The following is a 350-nucleotide window of genomic DNA, read 5'->3' on the forward strand; positions in this document are numbered from 1 at the left end:
GATGGGCATCCCCTTCCGCCAGATGCACTCCTGGGATTATTCCGGCCCGTATCACGGCTATGACGGCTTCGCCATATTCGCCCGCGACATGGATCTGGCCATCAATAATCCGGTGTGGGATCTCTACAACGTCCCCTGGAAAAAAGAGGCCGCGCCAGCTGAGGCGGTTGCGGCCGAATGAGAGCCTGGCCTGTCTTGGGAAGGGGCAGGCCAGGCTCTTCCCATCGGACTTGATCCGCACTCGTGACAGATGACATCCCATTGCCGCCACCGGTGCGGCGCGATGAAAAGAAAGGTGCTTACTATGCCGCAGTCGGCGGAAAAAGTTCTCGACCATGCTCCCCTGTTCC

General features: G+C 59.4%; 1 pseudogene. It reads left to right on the top strand.

Annotated elements, in window-relative coordinates:
* Window positions 1-181: pseudogene (locus K6N12_RS35195) on the top strand (nitrogenase molybdenum-iron protein alpha chain); the annotation flags it as partial.
* Window positions 182-350 lie beyond the last annotated feature (169 nt).

This window comes from Rhizobium redzepovicii, from assembly GCF_019793435.1.
GTDB lineage: Bacteria > Pseudomonadota > Alphaproteobacteria > Rhizobiales > Rhizobiaceae > Rhizobium > Rhizobium redzepovicii.